This is a genomic window from Pseudoflavonifractor sp. SW1122, assembly GCF_012027765.1.
Lineage (GTDB): Bacteria > Bacillota > Clostridia > Oscillospirales > Oscillospiraceae > Enterenecus > Enterenecus faecium.
Window position 1 is genome coordinate 19,194 of the sequence record NZ_SJOS01000009.1, and the last position, 16,363, is coordinate 35,556.

Here is a 16,363-nt window from a genome sequence, read left to right on the forward strand (position 1 = left end):
GGTTTCCACCTCCGGGCCTACCCTGGAGCAGCGGCGTTCCCGCCGCCGAACATCCGGCTTTCGATGATTGCCAGACTCAAAGCCTCCCCCAGGGAGGGAGCCATACCCCTTAGATAAAACAGGGTCTGCTGCGAAGTTCAACTTTGCAGCAGACCCTGTTTGTATTACATCTGAAACATCACGCCCACCACCGCAGAAAAGGCGATGAACACAATGGGGTGGAGCTTCTTGGCGGGAGTGTAGCGCATGAGCACGAACACCAGGGCTGCCAGGGCCACGCCCATCCAGTGCACCCCCAGGGGGCTGCCCTCTTTGGCCAGGGCAATCACCGCCACTTCCAGCAGGGCCACGGTGATGAGGGCCACCGAGGCCGCCCGCAGGCCGTAGAAAATGGCGTCCACCACCCGGGACTGGCGGAACTGCTTCAAAATCCGGGCAATGAGGAGAATCACCAGAATGGAGGGGGTCACCAGGCCCAGGGTGGACACAATGCCACCCAGCAGTCCGGCGGTGTTAAAGCCCACGTAGGTGGACATGTTCACCCCCAGGGGACCAGGGGTAGACTCGGAGATGGCGATCATGTCCGCCAGCTGCCCCGAGGTAAACCAGCCCGTGCGCTGGCCCAGGTCGGTGAGGAAGGGGATGGTGGCCAGGCCGCCGCCCACGGAGAACAGGCCCACCTTGAAAAATTCAAAGAAGAGGCGCAGGTAGATCATGCCTTCTCCCCTCCCTTCTTACCGTAGATGGCCAGCCCCACCAGGCCGGACACCACCACCAGGAACACCGGGGAGCACAGAGTCCCCAGCACCTGGCCCAGGGCCCCGCCGGGCATGGGGGCCCACACCCCCACAGCGCCCGCAAGGAGCACCACCACATAGATGAGCCGGGTTTTCCAGTCCACCAGAGAGGTGTTCAGCAGCTTCAACACGCTGGACAAAATGAGGGCCACCACACCCGCTCGCACCCCGTTGAAGGCGTGAACCACCACGTCCAGGTGCATAAAGTTACTCAAAAAAGCGGCAATGGCCAGGATAATCACCAGGCAGGGGAACACCACTCCCAGGGTGGCCACGGTGCCACCCAGCCACCCCATCCGGTTATAACCCACAAAGGTGGCGGTGTTCACGGCGATGACGCCGGGGGTACACTGGCCTACAGCGTAGTAGTCCGCCAGTTCCTCCTCGGTGGCCCAGCCTTTGTTGTCCACCAGCTCCCGCTGCAGGATGGGGAGCATGGCGTAGCCGCCGCCGAAGGTGCACACCCCGATTTTGGCAAAGGTAAAGAAGAGGCTCACGTATGGTTTCATGCCAGGTCCTCCCATTCCTCCAGCCACAGGCGGGCCACCGCGTCACTGGGCATCCGCCAGTCTCCCCGGGGGGAGAGGGTGACCGAGCCCACCTTGGGCCCGTCGGGCAGACAGGAGCGCTTGAACTGCTGGGCGAAGAAGCGGCGGTAGAAGTTGCCCAGCCAGCGGTGGAGGGTGGCCTTGTCATAGCGGTCACCCAGGGCGTACACCGCCAGACGGAACACCTTCCGGGGGGAGAAGCCCCAGCGGATGGCGTAGTAGAGGAAGAAGTCGTGGAGCTCGTAGGGGCCCACCAGGTCCTCGGTCTTCTGGGCAATCTCCCCGTCCTTGGGGGGAAGCAGCTCGGGGGAGACGGGGGTGTCCAGAATGTCCTGGAGTACCTCGCCCAGCTTGCCTCCCTCCTCCCGGGCCACGTAGTCCACCAGATGGCGCACCAGGGTCTTGGGAATGGAGGCGTTGACGGCATACATGGACATGTGGTCCCCGTTGTAGGTGGCCCAGCCCAGGGCCAGCTCGGACAGGTCCCCGGTGCCGATGACCAGGCCGCCGGTGCGGTTGGCAATGTCCATGAGCACCTGGGTGCGCTCCCGGGCCTGTCCGTTTTCAAAGGTGACGGAGTGGTCCTCCATGGACTGGCCAATGTCGGCAAAGTGCTGGCGCACGGCGTCCCCGATGTTCACTTCCTGGAATCCGGTGCCCAGTTCTCCAGCCAAAATCTCCGCATTGGACCGGGTGCGGGCGGTGGTGCCAAAGCAGGGCATGGTGATGGCCAGAATATCCCGCTTAGCCCGGCCCAGCAGGTCGAAAGCCCGGGCGGTGATTAAGAGCGCCAGGGTGGAGTCCAGGCCACCGGACAGCCCCACCACGGCGGTGGCGGCATGGGTGTGCTCCAGCCGCTTGGCAAGGCCTAAGGCCGCCAGGGTGAGAATCTCCTGGCACCGCTCGGCCCGTCCCGCCTCATCCTGTGGCACAAAGGGGGTGGGAGAGATGGGCCGGGTGAGGCGGGTCTCGGACAGGATGAAGCGCACCTCCGCCCACCCCTCGGGGTGGCGGCTGTGGAAGGTGGTCAGCCGCTGCCGCTCGTGGCACAGCCGGCCAATGTCCAGCTGGGAGATGGTCAGCCCGGTTCCGAAGCGGCGCTCGGCCAGCAGAGTGCCGTTTTCCGCAATTAGATTGTGCCCGGAGAACACCAGGTCGGTGGTGGACTCCCCTTCCCCGGCGTCGGCGTACACATAGCCGCAGCACAGCCGCCCGGACTGGCCCACCACCAGGTTGCGGCGGTAACTGCTCTTGCCCACGATCTCGTTACTGGCGGACAGATTCAAAATCACCGTGGCCCCGTACTCGGCCAGGGTGCGGGAGGGCGGGTCGGACACCCACAAATCCTCGCACAGCTCTACGCCGATGCGCAGGCCGGGCACGTCGGGGCACTCCATGAGGGGAGAGGCCCCGTACAGCTCCTGCCAGCCCTCCTCCAGGTGGGGCAGGCGCACCAAAAAGCTGTGGTCAAAGAACAGCCCCTCCCCGGAGGCAAACCACCGCTGTTCGTAGAACTCCCCGTAGTTGGGGATGTGGGTCTTGGGCACCACCGTCACCACCTGGCCGTACTGGATGACCACGGCGCAGTTGTACAGCTTACCCCCCGCCCGCAGGGGCATACCCAGGGCGCAGAGCACCTCCAGGTGTTGGGTGGCCTGCATCACGCTGCGCAGAGCCTCCAGAGCTCCGTCCAGCAGGGTGTCCTGCAAAAAGAGGTCGCCGCAGGTGTAACCGGTGAGGCACAGCTCGGGCAGGACGAGAATTTTCACTCCCTGCTCCTGGGCCTCCTCCATCAGGCGGACAATTTCCGCCCCGTTGTGGGCGCAGTCGGCCACCCGGATGGAGGGGGTGCCCGCCGCCACGCATATCAAGCCGTCTTTCATGGGAAAACAGCCTCCTTCTTCACAATACATCGGGAAATATCATATCCTAAATTGGCAGCAATTGCAACCGCTCCCCGGCGGTTCTATCCCCCCGCTCCTCGGCATAGGTTGTGGAGAGGTGAATGCTATGCAAAAGAACAGGACAAGTGCCCCCCTGCTGCGCGGCGTCCGGCAGGGCATCGCCCTCTTCCTGACAGCTGTGGCCCTGTGGATCGTCTATCTCACCGCCGACCCCGCGGTGGCCCTTGAAAAACTCAAACAGCTGGCCCAACTGGACCAGCTCACCGCCGCTCTTGTGAATTTGGAACTGCCCTGGGACACCCAGCCCTCCACACCCCTGTGGCAGCAGGTGATTCTGGGCCAGTCCTCCCTGCTGGCCGGGGCCGCTCAGGCCACCCCAGCCCCAGTGGCCACCCAGGCGCCCCAGCCCACCGCCACTCCACAGCCGGAAGCGGAGGAACAGGAGGAGACGCCCGAGGAGCCTCCGGCACAGACCACCACCGCCCCGGACGGCATCATTCCCAGCACCCTGAAGGCCACCGACTCCCCGGTGTATGCCACCTATGACACCGTGAGCATCCGCAACTACACCGACTACGCCCTGGATGTCAAGGCCCTGTTGGAGGCCGCCCCCAAGCTCACCCCGGCTCAGGAGGGCCCCGACATTCTCATCTATCATTCCCACGCCACCGAGGCCTATACCATGGACGGCACCGACATGTATGAGGAGAGTGACAGTTATCGTACCCTGAATACCGAACAGAACATGGTGCGGGTGGGCACCGAGATGACCAAGATTTTGGAGGCGGCGGGACTGGAGGTCATCCACGACACCACCCTCTACGACTACCCCGATTACAACGATGCCTACAACCGCTCCTCCCAGGCGGTGAAGGAGACGTTGGACAAATACCCCTCCATCCGCCTGGTCATTGATGTGCACCGGGACGCCCTGGTGGCCAATGACGGCACCATCTATAAGACGGTGGCGGGCACGGTGGAGAACTGCGCCCAGGTGATGATGGTCATGGGCACCGACTCCCTGGGCCAGACTCACCCCAATTGGCGGGTCAACCTGTCCCTTTCCGCCTCCATCCAGAAGGCCCTGGCGGATAAGTGGTCCACCCTGGCCCGGCCCATCGCCCTGCGCACCTCCCGGTTCAACCAGCACTACTCCACCGGGTGCCTGCTGGTGGAGATCGGCAGCCACGGCAACACCCTCCAAGAGGCCATCACCGCCGGGCGGCTGTTTGCCCGTACCATAGCAGATCTATTTCAAAAGGAATAGCCTGAAAAAGGTGGAAGCGGTCTTTTCAGACTGCTTCCACCTTCTTTGTTTTTCTTTCTCTCATTCTCAGGTCCAGACTCGCTCCCCTGGCGAGGGGAGACGCGCTGGCGCTGGGGTCCATTTTGAGTGGCCAAAATGGACGAAAAGCCACAAAAGGGGCTCGCCCCTTTTGAAACCCCAAGGATTTGATTTTGTTTTGTGCGGTGGGGCCGTAGTCGCCCCTGGTCCCGGCAGGGTCACATAGATGGCGCATCACGTTTCTGGGGTATGCCTACTCCACTGTTAGCTTCCACTTCGATTGCCAGGGCCTCAAGTCTGGGTGGTATGCGGCCGCTTCCCGGCCGCCGTCGGCCGGGTGGACCAGAAAGGGCCGAAACCTGGAGAAGCGGCGTTCCCGCCGCCGGGAGCCAGCCCCTCGATAGCTGGGAACAGCGGCTCACCAGAGTAAGGCCCTGGCAGTAAAAGGACGTATGAACAGAGAAGTGAACACGAACCATAGAACAGAAAGCCATCTATGTGACCTCACCGGGCCAAGGGCCGAAACAAGGAGGATGCAGGGACACCCAGTACCGCGGGGTGGATTCCACAAGGCGGGGGAAGGCCCCGCCTTTGGTGGGTCTTTGGTGACTTTCTGCCCAGTCAGAAAGTCACCCCAGCGGAGCGTCCCCGGCTGGGGCGCTGGTCTCCGCCTGACAAATCGGAGAAGGACAGGCCCTGCCCGTCACCGCCTTCACCGTGCCACAGAGACAGATTAAAATATGACCTGCACCAATACCATGTAGAAGATGGTGCCCCCCATAATGGACAGCATATTGTTGCGCTTCCACAGGTGTAGCCCCACCACCGCAGCACAGGCCAAGAGGGCGGGCAGCCACTGGTCTGTGGAGGTAAAGCGCACCCCCTTCAGGCAGTACACAATGAGCATGGCAATGACCCCGGCGGGGAGATATTTGCCCAGATAGAGCACCACTTTGGGGGGCTTGCCTCCCCGGTCAAAGAGGAAAAAGGGCAGAGCCCGGGTGAGGAAGGTCACCACCGCCATCACCGCAATGGCGGCAGCCGTTTGGGCGACACTCATACCTTTTCCTCCTCTCGGTCCAAATAGGGGCGCAGCAGCAACAGCCCCGCCACCAAAATGCCCAGGGCGGGGATGAGAAACTGTCCATTCTCCGCCCCCAACGCCAACAGGCACACCAGAGTGCCCCCCGCTCCCAAAAACACCGGCAAGTGCCGGGAGGCAGACTGCCACTGCTCCACGGCGATGACCAGAAACAGGGCAGTCATGGCAAAGTCAATGCCCTGGGTGTTGATGGTGATGAGGGCACCCGCCACCGCCCCGATCACCGACCCGGCAATCCAATACAACTGGTCCAGCAGGGCGATGGCAAAGTAGAAGTCCCGGGGCTCCACCCCCTCCGGCGCCTCCACCCCCGCCAGCAGGGCGTAGGTCTCGTCGGTGAGGGAAAACATCATGTACCACTTCCGTGCCCCCATGCCCCGGAATTTCTCCAGCATGGACAGGCCGTACACCAGGTGTCGGAAATTGATGATGAGGGTCAGCAGGGCCACGTCCGCCAGGGGAGCCGCCGTGGACAGCAGACTCACCCCCAGATACTGGCCGCTTCCGGCGTAGATGGTCATGGACATCAGGGCCGACCACAAAGGCACATACCCCGCCGCCGACATCATCCACCCAAAGACGATGCCGATGGACAGATAGCCCATGAGCACCGGCACCGTGTAGGGAAAGGCGGCGGCGATGGTCTTCCGATTCATGTCAGGTCACTTCCTTGCACTTCTCTTTTGTACGCTATTATACGAAAGTATTCAGCGTTTGGCAAGGGCCGTTCCACTCCCGTACAAATTACCCGGATTTCTCCCCTCTCAACGGGGCAATCACCAGGTCAAATTGAGAATTTATCCGGAAAAAGCACCCCGAACCACCACAAAAATAGCATTCGAATATCTGGATATTTTGCAGATACTCCTTGAATGACCGGGTGATATCCATGAAAATTTTATATTTTACTTACTTTTGTTCAATTTGTATTGTTAAGAAGGGAGAAAATACGTTATCTTCGTCCATATCGTTGATGTCCGTGCAACTGCATGCTAAGATTTTCCTGACAAAGGGGTTTGCAGCGCCCTGCGGACCCAGACAGCTGGTACGCTGTCAGAAACAAACGAGAAGGAGGACAAACCATGAGAAACACGTTTCTAAAACGAGCAGTGGGAGTTGCGCTGGCTCTGACCATGACCCTCAGCGCCATTCCCCTCTCACCCCGGGCTGTGGCAACTTCGGACAGCGGGAATCAGACCTTTACCAATCCCGTGATGTATGCCGACGTCCCGGATGTGGACGTCATCCGGGTGGATGACGCCTACTACATGGTGAGCACCACCATGCACCTCTCCCCCGGCTGCCCCGTGATGAAGTCCACGGACCTGGTCAACTGGGAGACGGTGAGCTACACCTACGACATTCTGGATGACGGCGACAAGTTCGCCCTGCGCAACGGGGAGAGCGACTACGGCAGCGGCTCCTGGGCCGCCAGCATCCGCCACTACAACGGCAAGTATTACGTATCCTTTGCCAGCCTGTCCACCGGGAAGACCTACATCTTCTCCACCACCGATGTGGAAAACGGCACCTGGCATCGGTCTGAGTTTTCCGGCTACCTCCACGACGTGTCCCTGCTCACCACCCAGGACGACGGCATGTACGTGGTCTACGGCAGCGGCACCGCCCGGTGCCGCCCCGTCTACGAGGACGAGAATGGGGACATCACCCTGGGCGACGAGGTGACCCTCATTGAATACACCGGCCTGGACAACGACGGCAATCCGGTCAACGGTCCTGTGTCCTACATCTCCGAGGGCATCCACGCCTATGAGATCGGGGACTACTACTACCTGTTTATGATTCAGTGGCCCACCGGCGGACGCCGACAGGAAGTCTGCTGGCGCGCCTCCTCCCTGGACGGCCCCTGGGAGAGCCGCAAGGTCTTCGACTCCGGCCTGGAGTTTGACGGCCAGATGGACGACGCCGGCGTGGCCCAGGGCGGCATCGTGCAGGCCGCCGACGGCTCCTGGTACGCCATGCTCTTCCAGGACCACAGCTCTGTGGGCCGCATCCCGGTGCTGGTGCCTGTGACCTGGGAGGACGGCTGGCCCGTGTTCGGCGATGAAAACGGACAGGCCCCTGTGGAGATGGACCTCCCCGGCACCTACACCGGCGAGAAGGACATTGTGGTCTCTGACGAGTTCTACAACGGCCAGCCCCACTCCTTCGCCGCCGACAACCGCAGCGTGTCCACCGCCGCGGACACCGCCGCCCAGAACGCGGCAGCGGTAGAGGCCCAGCCCACCGCCGACCAAGAGGCCGAGCGGATGGAGCTCATCGTCAACGGCGGCTTTGAGGACGGCACCGAGCCCTGGGCCGTCCAGGAGGCCGCCACCCTCACCCCCGTGGACGAGGACGGCAACACCGTGCTGCTGGTGTCCGACCGCACCAACACCACCTCCGGCCCCAAGCAGGTCCTCACCGGACAGCTGAGCCAGGGCCAGAAGGTCCAGGTCAGCGCCAAGGTCAAGTACAACGACGGCCCCGCCTCCAAGACCTTCAACTTCTGCATCCAGTGCGGCGACTGGCGCGGCATTGACGTGGTGGGCTCGGTCACCGCCCAAAAGGGCCAGTGGGCCACCATCACCGGCACCTACACCATCCCCAACGATGCGGACATGTCCTATGTGGGATGCTTCATCGAGACCGCCTGGACCGCCACTCCCGACCCCACCAACGACCTGTTCGACTTCTATGTGGACGACGTGTCCGTCACCGTGGAGGCAGAGGAGCCGGGCTACGGCATTATCGTCAACGGCGGCTTTGAGGACGGCACCGAGCCCTGGGCCGTCCAGGAGGCCGCCACTCTGGAGATCGTCACCGAGGAGGCATTCAGCGGCTCTTATTCCGCCAAGATCTCCGACCGCACCAACACCGCCTCCGGCCCCAAGCAGGTCCTCACCGGACAGCTGATCCAGGGCCAGAAGGTCCAGGTCAGCGCCAAGGTCAAGTACAACGATGGCCCCGCCTCCAAGACCTTCAACTTCTGCATCCAGTGCGGCGACTGGCGCGGCATTGACGTGGTGGGCTCGGTCACCGCCCAAAAGGGCCAGTGGGCCACCATCACCGGCACCTACACCATCCCCAACGATGCAGACATGTCCTATGTGGGATGCTTCATCGAGACCGCCTGGACCGCCGCCCCCGACCCCACCAACGACCTGTTCGACTTCTATGTGGACGACGTGTCCGTGGTGGTGCTGCCCGACGAGAAGGAGCCTGTGGAGCCCGGAGAGAACGACGACAACGGCTCCTATCTGGACCTGGCCTGGCAGTGGAACCACAACCCCAACAACAACGACTGGTCTCTGACCCAGCGCAACGGCTTTTTGCGCCTGACCACCGGCACCAAGGCCAAGAACATCCTGGAGGCCCGGAACACCCTGACCCAGCGCACCTACGGCCCCACCTGCTCGGGCAATGTGGCCCTGGAGATCGCCGGGATGAAAAACGGCGATGTGGCCGGACTGGCCGCCTTCCAGCAGCGGTACGGCTACGTGGGCGTGAAGATGGAAAACGGCACCAAGTACCTGGTGATGACCAAGACCGAGTCCGACTCTGACCCCAACGGCACCGAGGTGGAGCGAGTGGCTCTGGACAACGGGGTCAACCGGGTATACCTCCGGGTGGACTTCGACTACACCCAGCGCAAGGATCAGGCCACCTTCTTCTACAGCCTGGACGGCGCAGCGTGGACCCAGATCGGCAACACCCTTCAAATGGCCTACACCATGCCCCACTTCATGGGCTACCGTTTCGGCCTGTTCAACTACGCCACCCAGACCACTGGCGGCTATGTGGACTTTGACTACTTCCACGTCTCCGACCAGTGCTCCAACGGCTCTGAGACCGTCCTGAATGCCTCTCTGGACGACATCGACGACGTGCTGGGCGTGGCCTACGCCCAGGTGGAGCTGCCCGTGAAGCTGGACACCCTCCCCGACGGCGACTACACCAAGTTGGAAGCGTCTCTGAACATCCCCGACGACTTCACCGTGTCCGGCGTGGTGTTTGACGAGAAGAACGTCACCGGAGAGGCCACTTACACCTATCAGGACGGACGTCTGGTGCTCACCGTGTCCGGGGACAACGTCAACTATCAGGACAACGGCGGCACTGGCTTTGCCACCGTCCAGCTCCAGCTCACCGACTACACCACCCAGAACAAGACCGTGCAGGTGCGCACCGACTACGTGCGGGTCACCGGCGGCAACGTCTCCTATCGGGTGGACAGCGCCGTGTCCAACATCTCCCTGGTGAAGCTGGACTCCGAGGCCCTGGCCAAGATTCCCGGCTACTCCAACCCTCTCATCGACTACGACTTCGGCGCAGACCCCTTCGCCCTGGAGTACAACGGCCGGGTGTACGTGTACATGACCGCCGACCAGTTCGAGTACGACCAGAACGGCAATATCATCGACAACACCTATTCCAAGATCAACTCCCTCCACGTCATCTCCTCCGCCGACCTGGTCAACTGGACCGACCACGGCTTTATCCCCGTGGCAGGCCCCAACGGCGTGGCCAAGTGGGCCAACAACTCCTGGGCCCCGGCCATCGCCTACAAGCAGATTGACGGACAGGACAAGTTCTTCCTGTACTTCTGCAACGGCGGCGGCGGTATCGGCGTGCTGGAGGGCGACTCCCCGGTGGGTCCCTTCACCGATCCTCTGGGCCACGCCCTCATCGACGGCAGCACCCCCGGCACCCAGGGTGTGCCCTGGATTTTCGACCCCGCTGTCATGGTGGATGACGACGGCACCGGATACCTGGTCTTTGGCGGCGGCATCCCCGCTGGACAGGACCTGAACCCCAAGAGCGCCCGCATTGTCCGGCTGGGTGACGACATGATCAGCCTGGACTGCGAGCCGGTGATGATCGACGCCCCCTGCATGTTTGAGGACGGCGGCATCCACAAGGCCAACGGCAAGTACTACTACACCTACTGCTCCAACTTCTCCGGCAACCACTCCGCCGTGGAGGGCTACCCGGGCTACGGCATCATCTGCTATATGGTCAGCGATGACCCCCTGGGCCCCTATGAGTACTGCGGCGAGATTCTCCAGAACCCCTCCACCTACTTCGGAGTGGGCGGCAACAACCACCACGCCATCTTCAACTTCCAGGGCACCTCTTACATCGTCTACCACGCCCAGACTCTGGGCCAGGCCATGGGCATTGAGAAGGGCTATCGTTCCACCCACATCAACGAGGTGGAATACTACGCCGATGGCCGCATCGTCCCCATCCAGGCCGACCGAGAGGGCATCAGCCAGCTGGAGACCATGAGCCCCTATCAGCTCACCGCCGGGGAGACCATCGCCTGGCAGGCCGGTATCAAGGTAGAGGCCTGTGACCAGCCCGGCCAAGGCCTGTCGGAAGTGAACAACCGCGCCGTCACCGACATCCAAAACGGCGACTGGATTGCCGTGGCCGGTCTGGACTTCGGCGACAAGGGCGCCGCCTCCTTCACCGCCAGCATCGCCGCCCAGGCGGGCGGAGCTGTGGAGCTGCGGGTGGACTCCCCCGACGGCACCGTGGTGGGTACCCTCACCGTGCCCGCCGGAGACGGCACCTATCAGACCCTCACCTGCGATGTCACCGGCCTCACCGGAGTACACAACCTGTTTCTGGTGTTCACCGGAGACGACCAGGCGGAGAACCTGATGAGCCTGGACACCTGGCAGTTCACCGAGGCGGGCGAGTCTGCTTCCGCCAACAAGGCCCTGCTCCAAGCCACCTATGACTACGCCGTGAATCTGGACACCACCGGTGTGGTGCAGGCCGCTGTGGACGCCTTCCAGAAGGCCCTCACCGAGGCCAAGGCCGTGCTGGACAACCCCAACGCCACCCAGGAGCAGGTGAACACCGCTTGGGACAACCTGCTGGAGGGTATCTGGGGTCTGGGCCTGAAGCAGGGCGACAAGACCATGCTGGAGCTGCTCATCCACAGGGCAGAGGGCATGCTCCCCAATGAGAGCAAGTACCTGCCCGACCACTGGCAGGAGCTGCTGGACGCTCTGGCCGCCGGTCAGGACGTGATGGAGGACGGCAATGCCCTCCAGGGCGACGTGGAGACCGCCGTGGACGAGCTCCTCACCGCCATTCTGGCCCAGCGCTTCAAGGCGGATAAGTCCATCCTGGAAGACCTGATCGGCGCTGCCCAGGACATGGACCTCACCGGATACACCGCCGAGTCCGTGGCCACCTTCCGCTCCGCTCTGGCCGCTGCCCAGGCTGTGATGGCCGACGAGAGCCTGTCGGAGGACGACCAGCAGGTGGTGAACGACGCCGTGGCCGCGCTCCAGAGCGCCATGGACGGCCTCACCGCCGAGGGCGACGTGCAGCCCTCTGAGAAGCCTCAGGAGAGCCAGAAGCCTGAGCAGACCCAGGCCCCTGAGACCACCGACCAGCCTCAGGCCACCCAGAAGCCTGAGAACGTGCCTCAGACTGGGGACTCCGCCCAGCTGATGGGGTACGTGGCGGCCCTCACCGCCGCTGTGGGCCTGCTGGCTGGCGCTGCCTATGTGTCCCGCAAGCGTCGCAGCTAATCCCAAATCAAGCAAAAAGTACGGTCAGCTTCGGCTGGCCGTACTTTTTGCTTCAAAAGCCTCCCTTGTGTAAAGGGAGGTGGCCCGGCGCAAGCCGGGTCGGAGGGATTGTCTTTCTCCAATTTCTTTGGCAGGAACCAGCGCCCCCGCCGGGGACGCTCCGCTTATGCCCGATTTCTCCCCGATGAGAAATCGGGGAAAGAATCGCCAAAGGCGGGGCCTTCCCCCGCCTTGTGGAATTCACCCCGCGGTACGGGGAGCCCCTGCAAATTTCTCTTTGCGGCCCTTGGCCCGGTGGGGTCACATAGAGGGCATGGCAATTCTTTTGTAAGTTTCAGCTTCTACGACAAATAAAACTTCTACCACGAGGGCCTCACCCTGGTGTGCAACTGTTCCCAGTTGCCGATAGCCTGGCTCCCGGCGGCGGGAGCGCCGCACACACCAGAGTAGGCCCGGAGGTGGAAACCGCCTGGCTATAGGGCCAGCTGCCCAGAGCAGCCTGGTGTGGTGGCACGACTAGGTGCCACAGCAAGGGTCACGGGCCGAACACCAGCTTGACGCAGTTCCAGCCTCGTACCCCAAGGGGGGTACTTAGGGGGGAACGCCCTAAGCGGGTTTTGGTTTCTTTTGCCCGTTCAAAAGAACCCCCCAGCGGGAAGCGCGTCTTCCCTCGCCAGGGGAGAACGGCCACGTCTGAGACTTGGGAGAGGGGCGCCCTCTCTCCCACACTTCATATATTTTTCTTGTTTCCACTGCCCCTTTGCGCTATACTAGATCTAATATCAAGCAATACTACGGGAAGGTGCATGTATGAAACAGCTGCTCTTTGTATACAACCCCAAAGCTGGCCGCCAGCGGGCCAAAACCATGCTCTCCGACGTGCTCACGGTGTTCGCCCAGGAGGGCTACCAGATCACCGTGCGCCCCACTCTAGGCCCCGGAGACGCCACCCAGGTGGTGGCAGACACCGCCGCCCACTATGACCGGGTGGTGTGCTGCGGCGGGGACGGCACCCTCAACGAGACGGTGGGCGGGCTGCTCTCCCTGCCCCGGGAGGAGCGGCCGGTTCTGGGCTATATCCCGGCGGGCACCACCAACGACTTTTCCCGGAATATCAACCTGCCCCGCTCCACCCAGGAGCTGGCCCGGGTGGCCTGCGGCGGCGTGCCCCGGTCCATCGACGTGGGGGACCTGGGCGGACGGCAGTTTCTCTACATCGCCGCCTTCGGGCTGTTCACCGACGTGTCCTACTCCACCCCCCAGGCCTCCAAAAACCTGCTGGGCCACCTGGCCTATGTGCTGCAAGGGGCGGGGCGGCTGGTGAACTTCCCCAGCTACCAGGTGAAGGTCACCACCGACCAGGGCCTGGAGGTGGAAGGGGAGTTCATCTACGGCATGGTGTCCAACACCGTGTCCATCGGCGGCATGGTCAATCTGCCCCGGGACCTGGTGTGCCTGGACGACGGCCAGTTTGAGGCCCTGCTCATCCGCACCCCCAAGACCGCCAAGGACTGGCAGTCCATCCTCACCGCCCTCACCACCCAGAAGCTACCTGAGGACGGCAGCGTGGTGGGCTTCACCTGCTCCCAGGCCCACTTTACCAGCCCCAAGCCCCTGGCCTGGACCGTGGACGGGGAGTTTGGCGGCGACTATACCGACTTGACCATCTCCAACCGCTCCCGGGTACTCACCATTGCCTGCGGAAACTAACGCGCGGAAAAAGGCAAAGCCTTTTCCCACGGGAAGAATTGCAATTTCTTCCGTCACCTGCGGGTGACGGAACTCTGCGAGGCTTAAAATCCCTCCGGCCTAGGCCGGAGGGATTTGTTTTTTCCTTACTCTTTCGGCCAAACCAGGGAATAGTAGTTCCGCTCGATGACCAATTTGGCATAGGTGTACTTGGCGCCCACCAGACTCTTGACCCGGCTGACGTAGTTCTCGTCCACTGTCACCCCCTCCCGGGGAGTAAAGGTCCCGGTGGAGGCCTCATAGGTGCCCGCAGCGGTAATCCAGCTGCTGCCATACCCCTTGTTGGCGAACACCACCAGGGGCATGTTGCTGGAATACTGGTTGGCCTGGTAGTTGGTGGCGAAGATGTCCCGTCCGGAGTAGAGCCGGGAGTCGTACTCCAGCCCAAAGAGGTTGGACAGGGTGGGCACGATGTCAATGGCGGAACAGGGGGTGTCCACCACCACCGGCTCCTCCATGCACCCGCTCCACAGGATGAAGGCGTTGCGATAGCGAGAGGTGTCCCGCTCGGTGTCGTCCACGCCGGACAGCTCTTGGTAGTAGTCGGTGCCCCCCTCCGCCAGGGCGTAGGGGTAGTGGTCGGCCGTGAGGGCGATCACCGTATCGTCGGCAATCCCCGCCTCCTCCAGTTCCTTCACCAGGTACTCCATGGCGTACTCCAGCTCCATATTACAGGCCAGATAGGCCTGTACCTGCTCCGAGGCGTCGGGGTACTTGGCCTGAATGACCTCTTGGTTTTTCCGGGACATGGCGTTGCCCGACCAGGTGTAGTTGCAGTGTCCGCTCACCGTCATGTAGTAGGTGTGGAAGGGGGTGCCGTTTTTCACATAGTCCTGGATGTACCCGTCCACCGTGGACTCCATCATCTCCAGGTCCGAGCAGGGCCACAGGTTGCTTTTCAGCTCCAGGCCGTTGCCAAGCCCAAAGTATTCATACCCCAGGTTGGGGTGGGTCTCGTCCCGGCCGTAGTAGGTATAGGTGTTGTTGTGGTAGGCCCGGGTGTCATAGCCCAGCTTTTGAAACTGCCAGCCCAGGGCCACGGGCATGGCGTCGTGGGCGCTGACCCGGAAGGACAGCTCGCTGCCCCCAATCCAGGTGGGAATGAGCCCGGTCATCACCGCAAACTCGCCCCCGGTGGTGGACTGGGTCCAGTCGGGCTGGTAGTAGTTTTCAAAGACAAAGCCCTCGTGGGACAGTTTGTACAGAGTGGGGGTGAGCTCCTGGTCGATGACATAGGGACAGAAGGCCTCGGCAGTGATCAAAATGAGGTTTTTCCCCTGAAAATACCCGGTGTACGCATTTTTATTGGTGGGACTCTTGGCCCCGAAGAACTGGTGCATGGCCTTCAGGGTCTCGTCGTCGGTCCCCGCCGCCAGGGCCTGGAAGTCAATGTCCAGCACGTTGTCCCCGGTGGGGGCCTGGCTGGCCCCAGGCTCCGGGCTGGAGGCCGGGGTGGCGGTGGGCAGCGGGTCATAGGGGAGCAGGATATCCAGAGGAGTCTCCGGGATGCCGGTGATGGCGTAACCCAGCTCCAGGCGCAATGTGGTCAGCAGCCCGAAGTGGGGCACCGACGTATTCACCGAGAAGTCGTAGGTGTAGTAGTTCTTTTCAGCCCCCAGCCGGGCGGTGAGCACGCCCACCAGCTGGAGCACCACCATAAGCCCCGCCAGCATCACCCGCACCGGGGCCCGCTGGCCCTTTTCGTAGAGGATAACAGAGCACATGCGCAGATAGACCACAAAGGGAATGAGGGAGAGCAAGATAAAGGGGATGCGAGCCAGCACCACCTCCACCATGGTGCCACTGAAGTCCCCCACCACCTGTCCGGCCATGCCCTGCATATACCCCAGGCCAAAGTAGATTTTGAAAAAGCTCTTGCAGCAGTACTCCACGCAGGTGAACACCGTCCACCCTGCCACCAGCACGCCGCCCAGAATGCGGGACACCTTCCGGTTGGGAATGAGGTCCAGCACCAGAAAGACGGCCAGTCCCGCCGCCAGGGAGAACAGGAAAATGCGCAGCAGCCCCAGGTCGAAAAAGTTGCTGTCCCCATCAAACAGCCGCAGCAGCACCTCGTGGTAGAGCAGCATCAGCGGCAGGCTCACCGCCGACCGGAGGGGCGACCCGCTCACCCGCCGCCGACGGGTCTGGGTTTTGGGCCCAGAGGAGATCTGGGGCTTGGGAACCCGAATGGATGGAAGTCGCACATGTTTCCACTTCTCTTTGCACGTTTCCTTCCATTTCGAAAACACCCCTGGCTCCTTGGGAGCCAGCCGCTTGGGTTCTGCCATGGCTATCCCCTCATTTCTCTTCTCACCTCACCCGGCGGTGAGGGTTTCATTGTCTACACTTTACCACGATAGACAATCTTTTTCAATCTTTGACAAATATTTTCGGTTTCTTCTCTTTTCCCCCTGGAAAACA

9 protein-coding genes are annotated in these 16,363 nt (G+C 62.2%); 3 read left to right on the plus strand and 6 right to left on the minus strand.

The window, feature by feature from the left end; all coding sequences use genetic code 11:
• Positions 1 to 164: 164 nt before the first annotated feature.
• The 3 genes from E0L15_RS03655 to E0L15_RS03665 are packed head-to-tail and all read right to left on the minus strand — an operon-like array spanning position 165 to position 3,228.
• Positions 165 to 716, minus strand: a complete 552-nt coding sequence (locus E0L15_RS03655) for a chromate transporter (protein ID WP_168124584.1) — start codon at positions 714 to 716, stop codon at positions 165 to 167.
• The gene (locus E0L15_RS03660) at positions 713 to 1,306 is read right to left on the minus strand and encodes a chromate transporter (RefSeq protein WP_168124585.1); all 594 of its coding nucleotides are present in this window, start codon (positions 1,304 to 1,306) and stop codon (positions 713 to 715) included. Before E0L15_RS03660 ends, E0L15_RS03655 begins: the two co-directional genes overlap by 4 nt.
• Entirely contained in the window at positions 1,303 to 3,228 is a 1,926-nt protein-coding gene (locus E0L15_RS03665; protein WP_087392324.1) for an NAD(+) synthase, read from the minus strand. The genes E0L15_RS03660 and E0L15_RS03665 overlap by 4 nt, the downstream gene beginning before the upstream one ends.
• Before the next feature lie 127 nt (positions 3,229 to 3,355).
• On the opposite strand from E0L15_RS03665, the gene spoIIP reads away from it, so the two are divergent.
• Positions 3,356 to 4,516, plus strand: a complete 1,161-nt coding sequence (spoIIP, locus tag E0L15_RS03670; RefSeq protein ID WP_168124586.1) for a stage II sporulation protein P — start codon at positions 3,356 to 3,358, stop codon at positions 4,514 to 4,516.
• Positions 4,517 to 5,267: 751 nt separating this feature from the next.
• Here spoIIP and E0L15_RS03675 read toward each other — a convergent pair.
• A complete protein-coding gene (locus E0L15_RS03675; protein ID WP_087234452.1) occupies positions 5,268 to 5,594 on the minus strand; it encodes an AzlD domain-containing protein in 327 nt (108 codons plus the stop codon).
• Complete coding sequence (locus E0L15_RS03680; protein WP_168124587.1) at positions 5,591 to 6,292, minus strand: AzlC family ABC transporter permease; 702 nt, start codon at positions 6,290 to 6,292, stop codon at positions 5,591 to 5,593. Before E0L15_RS03680 ends, E0L15_RS03675 begins: the two co-directional genes overlap by 4 nt.
• A 426-nt stretch (positions 6,293 to 6,718) precedes the next feature.
• Between E0L15_RS03680 and E0L15_RS03685 the strand changes: the two genes are divergently transcribed.
• Entirely contained in the window at positions 6,719 to 12,190 is a 5,472-nt protein-coding gene (locus E0L15_RS03685; protein WP_168124588.1) for a family 43 glycosylhydrolase, read from the plus strand.
• Between the two features lie 810 nt (positions 12,191 to 13,000).
• The gene (locus E0L15_RS03690) at positions 13,001 to 13,900 is read left to right on the plus strand and encodes a diacylglycerol kinase family protein (RefSeq protein WP_168124589.1); all 900 of its coding nucleotides are present in this window, start codon (positions 13,001 to 13,003) and stop codon (positions 13,898 to 13,900) included.
• 125 nt (positions 13,901 to 14,025) lie between these two features.
• Here the strand turns inward: E0L15_RS03690 and E0L15_RS03695 are convergent, their stop codons facing one another.
• Positions 14,026 to 16,230, minus strand: coding sequence for an LTA synthase family protein (locus E0L15_RS03695; RefSeq protein ID WP_168124590.1), 2,205 nt, complete (start codon positions 16,228 to 16,230; stop codon positions 14,026 to 14,028).
• Between the last annotated feature and the right edge of the window lie 133 nt (positions 16,231 to 16,363).

What these genes read in the sequence shown, in the direction of transcription:
- E0L15_RS03655 (WP_168124584.1), bottom strand. Translation starts at nt 716, where the DNA reads ATGATCTACCTGCGCCTCTTCTTTGAATTTTTCAAGGTGGGCCTGTTC.
- E0L15_RS03660 (WP_168124585.1), bottom strand. Translation starts at nt 1,306, where the DNA reads ATGAAACCATACGTGAGCCTCTTCTTTACCTTTGCCAAAATCGGGGTG.
- E0L15_RS03665 (WP_087392324.1), bottom strand. Translation starts at nt 3,228, where the DNA reads ATGAAAGACGGCTTGATATGCGTGGCGGCGGGCACCCCCTCCATCCGG.
- spoIIP (WP_168124586.1), top strand. Translation starts at nt 3,356, where the DNA reads ATGCAAAAGAACAGGACAAGTGCCCCCCTGCTGCGCGGCGTCCGGCAG.
- E0L15_RS03675 (WP_087234452.1), bottom strand. Translation starts at nt 5,594, where the DNA reads ATGAGTGTCGCCCAAACGGCTGCCGCCATTGCGGTGATGGCGGTGGTG.
- E0L15_RS03680 (WP_168124587.1), bottom strand. Translation starts at nt 6,292, where the DNA reads ATGAATCGGAAGACCATCGCCGCCGCCTTTCCCTACACGGTGCCGGTG.
- E0L15_RS03685 (WP_168124588.1), top strand. Translation starts at nt 6,719, where the DNA reads ATGAGAAACACGTTTCTAAAACGAGCAGTGGGAGTTGCGCTGGCTCTG.
- E0L15_RS03690 (WP_168124589.1), top strand. Translation starts at nt 13,001, where the DNA reads ATGAAACAGCTGCTCTTTGTATACAACCCCAAAGCTGGCCGCCAGCGG.
- E0L15_RS03695 (WP_168124590.1), bottom strand. Translation starts at nt 16,230, where the DNA reads ATGGCAGAACCCAAGCGGCTGGCTCCCAAGGAGCCAGGGGTGTTTTCG.